Genomic DNA, 1,519 nt, shown 5'->3' with positions numbered 1-1,519 from the left:
TTAACTAAATGCGTCATCGGTAGCGCTAGCTATTGACCCCTTATTTTAGAACGTCCTTCCTGCGAAGACAGGAATCTCACAAACAACTCAAAGCTTTAAAAAAACTCTTCTATACAGAATTGTCTTAAAAGCAGAGAAATCCTTAATTTTGCATCCCCATAGGTATGGGAAGACCCGATTAAATTCGATAGAAATATGTTTGATAATCTTAGTTATAAGTTAGATAAAGCCTTTCAGACCCTGAAAGGACAAGGGAATATTACTGAAGTAAACGTAGCTACTACAGTAAAAGAGATACGTAGAGCACTTATAGATGCCGATGTAAACTATAAAGTAGCCAAAGAAGTAACGGACGAAATCAAAGAAAAAGCACTTGGTAAAGATGTGCTCACGGCCGTTTCTCCTGGCCAGTTACTGACTAAGATTACCAACGATGAGCTGGCCAGCCTTATGGGCGGTTCGTCAGAAGACATTGCTATAGAGGGCAACCCGGCAGTGATCCTCATTTCAGGTTTGCAGGGTTCTGGTAAAACTACTTTTAGTGGTAAACTAGCCAACTATCTTAAAAAGCAGGGCAGACAAGTGATGTTGACAGCCTGTGATATTTACCGTCCTGCTGCGATAGACCAGCTAAAAGTACTGGGTGAGCAGATCGGTGTAGATGTATACGCAGAGCCTGAAAATAAGAATGCGGTTGAAATCGCTAGCAATGCCATAAAAGAGGCAAAAGCTACCGGTAAGAAAATCGTAATTGTCGATACAGCAGGTCGATTGGCGGTTGATGAAGAAATGATGAATGAAATTTCTTCACTTCACAAAGCCCTGGAGCCATCAGAGACACTTTTCGTAGTGGACTCAATGACTGGTCAGGATGCGGTAAACACTGCCAAAGTCTTTAACGAAAGACTCGATTTTGACGGTGTTGTATTGACCAAACTTGATGGTGATACCCGCGGTGGTGCTGCCATTTCAATCCGTAGAGTGGTAGACAAGCCGATCAAGTTTATTTCTCATGGTGAGAAAATGGAAGCTATTGATAGATTCCACCCTGATCGTATGGCCAATCGTATTTTGGGTATGGGTGATGTGGTTTCACTTGTTGAGAAAGCCCAGGAAACGTTTGATGAAGAAGAAGCCAAGCGACTGAATAAGAAAATGCGTAAAAATCAGTTTGATTTTAACGACTTCTTATCACAACTAGAGCAGATCAAAAAAATGGGTAACATCAAAGATCTGATGGGCATGATCCCTGGTATGGGCAAAGCCTTGAAAGGCATTGATATTGATGACGACTCATTTAAGCCGATAGAAGCTATCATAAAATCGATGACTACCGAAGAGCGCGAGCAACCAGACATCATGAATGGAAGCAGAAGAAAGCGTATAGCCGATGGTAGTGGTACTTCTGTGCAGGAAGTAAACAACTTGCTTAAGCAGTTTAACGATATGAAAAAGCTGATGAAAACCATGAACAAAATGGGCGGAGGTAAAAAAGGACTTGCTGCCTTAAACCCATTTG

1 protein-coding gene is annotated in these 1,519 nt (G+C 41.7%); it reads left to right on the top strand.

All coding sequences use genetic code 11. The features are described from left to right. Positions 1–195 precede the first annotated feature (195 nt). On the top strand, positions 196–1,519 hold a 1,324-nt coding region (gene ffh, locus E1176_RS01170; protein WP_155208755.1), incomplete at its 3' end, for a signal recognition particle protein.

It is taken from the genome of Fulvivirga aurantia (assembly GCF_009711475.1).
GTDB lineage: Bacteria > Bacteroidota > Bacteroidia > Cytophagales > Cyclobacteriaceae > Fulvivirga > Fulvivirga aurantia.
This window is presented reverse-complemented; position numbering and strand designations above follow the sequence as displayed.